The organism is bacterium endosymbiont of Bathymodiolus sp. 5 South, from assembly GCF_900128535.1.
In the GTDB taxonomy this organism is placed as follows: Bacteria; Pseudomonadota; Gammaproteobacteria; order PS1; family Pseudothioglobaceae; genus Thiodubiliella.
On the sequence record NZ_FQTR01000133.1, the window covers coordinates 1 to 4669 of the forward strand.

General features: G+C 35.7%; 3 protein-coding genes. All 3 read left to right on the plus strand.

The genetic code is table 11. The features are described 5' to 3' along the window. Positions 1 to 170 precede the first annotated feature (170 nt). The 3 genes from cas9 to cas2 are packed head-to-tail and all read left to right on the plus strand — an operon-like array spanning position 171 to position 4451. Positions 171 to 3248, plus strand: coding sequence for a type II CRISPR RNA-guided endonuclease Cas9 (cas9, locus tag BBROOKSOX_RS09015; RefSeq protein WP_180323948.1), 3078 nt, complete (start codon positions 171 to 173; stop codon positions 3246 to 3248). After that, positions 3241 to 4125 (plus strand): type II CRISPR-associated endonuclease Cas1, encoded by an 885-nt coding sequence (gene cas1 / locus BBROOKSOX_RS09020; protein WP_139661209.1) that lies wholly within the window; start codon positions 3241 to 3243, stop codon positions 4123 to 4125. Before cas9 ends, cas1 begins: the two co-directional genes overlap by 8 nt. Then, entirely contained in the window at positions 4125 to 4451 is a 327-nt protein-coding gene (cas2, locus tag BBROOKSOX_RS09025; protein WP_257607831.1) for a CRISPR-associated endonuclease Cas2, read from the plus strand. Before cas1 ends, cas2 begins: the two co-directional genes overlap by 1 nt. Positions 4452 to 4669: the final 218 nt, after the last annotated feature.

The following is a 4669-nucleotide window of genomic DNA, read 5'->3' on the forward strand; positions in this document are numbered from 1 at the left end:
AATAGGGATGATTAGCAAAATCCAATTTTTGCCCAATTGGTGATTTCTTTAAACCTTGTCCTAGCAGGGCTAAGGCTGGGTTTAAAAAATCGCCAAGTGGGTGAAAAGTGGGTTTTTGATGATTGTTTCTATTTATGCAAAGGTCTCTTAAAACGAAAGGAGAAAAGAAAATGAAAAAAATACTAGGATTGGATTTAGGGTCAAACTCAATTGGTTGGGCTTTGATGAGGGAAACAGATGGAGAAGTCAGTCAGATTATAGATTTAGGTTCGCGAATTTTCAACAAAGCTGTAGAAGAAAAAATACCCACACCTAAAAATCAAAAACGCCGAAATATGAGATTAGGGCGCAGAGTTTTACAACGCCGAGCAAGGCGAAAGCAAAGAATGGTCAATTATTTAATCTCTCTTGATTTACTTCCCCAGGCATTAAGCAATAATTTTGGACAAGAAAAATTACTCAATGAATTGGGAGATCCCTACGAGCTTCGAACCAAAGGATTAGACCAGCAATTAGAACCTCATCAATTTGGCAGGGTTTTATTGCATTTTGTTGCAAGACGAGGTTTTTTATCCAGTAAAAAACAAGTAGCAGGTGATTTAGTAGATGACCCCGATACACAAACTTACTTATCAACACTTGATAGAAAACAAACCAAAGACGAAGAGGGGCAATTTAAAGCAGATATTGCCGAGGTTTATCAAGCGATTAAGGGCAATCATGCTAGAACCTTAGGTGAGTATTTATTCAATCTTGAGGTTGGGAAAGTTAAACGCAATCGCTCACACGATGGTGGGCATTTGCGCACTGACAGAGCCATGTATAAAGATGAACTGTACAAAATTTGGGTAACACAACAATTATATTTTGATTTGCCAAATGAATTTATCAGTGAAATAGAAAAAATTATTTTCTATCAACGCCCTTTAAAACTTAAAAAAGACAGAGTAGGTAAATGCTCATTAGAGCCAAAACATTATCGTGCTAATACCGCAAGGTTAGAGGTGCAGAAATTTAGATACCTGCAAGATATCAATAATTTGGAATATTTTGAACGCCATAGTGAGCAATGGCTTAAATTAAGCGATGAACAAAAAAACAAACTCAGAATCTATTTTGAACATCATCCAAAAATCACTATTACTGCACTAAAAAAAGAATTGGGTTTAGATAAGCCTACCAAAATAAATTTAGAAGCCAAAAATCTTAAAGGCAATATCACTGCTTGCGAAATTCGCCGCGTGATTGGCAATACTTGGGATGAATATTCTGACGAAGCACAGTCTCAATTATTTGAAGATTTATTTACTATCAAGAAAAAATCTTCGCTTAAGGCAAGATTAATCACTCATTGGGATTTTGATAAGCAAACCGCTATTAAGTTATGTTTGATTGAGTTTGAACCAAGCCACTCCAATCTTTCACTTAAAGCTATTAAGAAGTTATTGCCATTTTTAGAACAGGGTTTGGTTTATAGTAAAAAAGATGTGGATACAGGAGAACTTGGCGCCTTACAAGCCGCAGGTTACCAAGAAGAAATTGTAGAAAATAAAAAAACTGAAAGTTTGGATAAATTACCAGCACCACAAGAAACCTCCAACCCAATTGTTAACAAAGGCATGCACGAGTTACGCCGTGTAGTTAATGCAGTTATTAAGCAATATGGTAAGCCAGATGTGGTTCGGATAGAAATGGCACGCGATTTGGAAATGAATACCAAGCGTTACAAAGAAAACGAAATGCGACAAAGAAAAAATCAAAAAGCCAATGAAAAGGCGATCGAGGTATTTAGACAAGAGGTGGGTAAGAAATATCCATCACATGATGAAAAAATTCGTTATCGTTTATGGAGAGACCAAGATCAGCGGTGTGCTTATAGTGGCAATGTAATCGCATTGGGGCAAATTTTTTCAGCTGACTGTGAAATTGATCATATATTGCCATTTAAAAAATCGCTTGATGACAGTTATATGAATAAAGTATTGTGCTTTGAAAAGGAAAATCGTAATAAGGCAGACAGAACCCCAATTGATGCTTGGGGTGGCGATAATGACAAATGGAATCAAATCACGCAAGCTATTAGCCAGTGGAAATTCTTAAAATCAAAAGTAGATCGTTTTTATATGACAGAAAAGGATTTAAAAGAACGCTATTTTATTTTTTCCCAACTTACTGACACCCGTTACATTTCTCGTTTGGCACAGGAGTATTTACGCCAACTTGGTTGTGATGTTAATGTTACCAAAGGTTTTGTTGTGAGTGAAATGCGCCATCAATGGGGGTTTAACAGTCTCATTGGTGAAACCGATAAAAAAGAACGCACCAATCATTGTCATCATGCGATTGATGCCGTAGTTATTGCCAGCACCTCCAGAAGTCTATATCAACAAGCAGCCAATCAAATTAAACAAAACAAGTTAAAAATCCCAGAACCTTACGCAGATATTCGCACTGAACTTGAAGAAAAATTAAAGCATGTGATTGTCTCACATACGCCACAACGAAAACTCTCAGGTGGTTTACATGAAGAAACGGGTGCTGGATATGTTGCAAAGCACGGCGGACTGGTTTATCGTAAAACACTCAACCCAGAATTTACCCTTAAAAATGCGATGAGCATTATTGATGAGCAAGTTAAAACCAAGGTTTTAGAGCAGCTTGAAAATTATGGTAATAGCAAAGAGGCGTTTAATGAGGAAAATTTAAAAACCTTAAAATTGGGTAAGAATCCTATTAAACGGGTAAGGGTTTTGCAGTCAAAAATAAAAACTACTAAAAAAAACACTGCAGAAGATATTTTGCAACAAACTAAATTTGGCGTTAAAGATAAATCGGGCAAGGTTTTTAAATATATGAGTTATGGAAACAATCATCATGCTGAAATTATTCAGAACATCGAAACTGGAAAAATTAAGGCAGAATTTGTAACCATGATGGAAGCATCGAATAGAGTGAAAGGTATCAATATGCCAAAACAACCAATAATAAAAACTGATTATGGTAATGAATGGAAATTTTTAATGGCTTTACATATCAATGATACTGTTAGTATAGAAAAAGGAAATGGCGAACGGGTTTTTTATCGAGTGCAAAAACTAGGGGGAGGGTATGACATTACACTCAGGTTAAATATAGCGTCAACCACTAACGACCAGAATCAATGCTTACCTTTGATGGCAAAAGGTGTCATTGAAAACAATCTGATTGTATATAAAATTAATGCCATCGGTGGTTTAATCGATGATTAAACGCATTATTGAGGTGTCAAACCCAAGTTATTTGCACCTCAAAAACAAACAATTGATTATTGAACAAGCACACGAAGTGGTCGCACAAGTCCCAATAGAAGATATTGGCGTATTGATTTTAGAGCATAGTGCCATCACCATTACTCAGCCTTTAATTATTGAATGCCAAGAGAATAACACAGCCGTTATTTTTTGCGATGAAAGGCATTTGCCATATTCTACTATTTTGCCAATTTCTGAGGGCAACAATCTGCATCAAAAAATCCTTAAACAACAAATTAACATCACAGAACCTGTGCGTAAAAATTTATGGAAGCAGGTCATACGGCAAAAAATCACAAATCAGGCTAACACACTCAAACAGTTTGACAAATCTTTTATGCGTTTAGAAAAATTAGCAAAGGAGGTTAAATCAGGTGATATAACGAATTGCGAAGCTTTAGCTGCACAATATTATTGGAAAGCCTTATTTGGTAAAGATTTTGTACGCAATCAAAATGCAGATGGTATTAATGCCGTCCTTAATTATGGTTATTCAATTATTCGGGCAACGATTGCCAGAAGTATTGTGGCAAGTGGTCTGCATCCTGCCATTGGTTTATTTCACCATAATCAGTATAACGGTTTGTGTTTAGCAGATGATTTGATGGAGCCGTTTCGTCCTTGGGTGGATAGTATTGCTTATCAACTATACCAAAAGAATGCAAATATCAGTATCACCAAAGAAGTTAAAATGCCTTTTTTAGATTTAATTGGTGAAAATGTTAAATTTAAAAATAAACAGATGCCGTTAATGGTGTCTGTGCATTATTTAATGGCAGATTTAAAACGAAATTTCACCAAAGAAAGCAAAAAAATAATTTACCCAAAAAAATAATGTTCGGAGGTTTACAAACAATGTGGGTGATAGTTTTATTTGATTTGCCGACAGATGATGTTGAGATGAAAAGAGACTATCGTTATTTTCGTAAATTCTTACTCAATGGGGGTTTTACTATGATGCAATATTCAGTATACATGCGTCATTCCAGCAGTGAAGAAAATGCACAAGTGCATATTAACCGTGTGAAAATTCATCTTCCAGCAGACGGCGAAGTGCGAATCATCAAAATAACTGATAAACAATTTGGTCGGATTGAAGTTTTTTATGGAAAAAAACGTCAACCTATTGAAAAAGCACCGGAACAATTATCATTTTTTTGACTAGAAAAAATGATAAAACCCCAGTATTAAAGCATTTTAGACAAGGTAATTGTAACCGACTATCGCCTAAATGCAAATCACAACCGGTTGGAGGATATCTTAATGTTCAAATTGTAACCGACTATCGCCTAAATGCAAATCACAACTCGATATAAACCAGCCACCAATAGTCACTATTGTAACCGACTATCGCCTAAATGCAAATCACAACGGGGTAT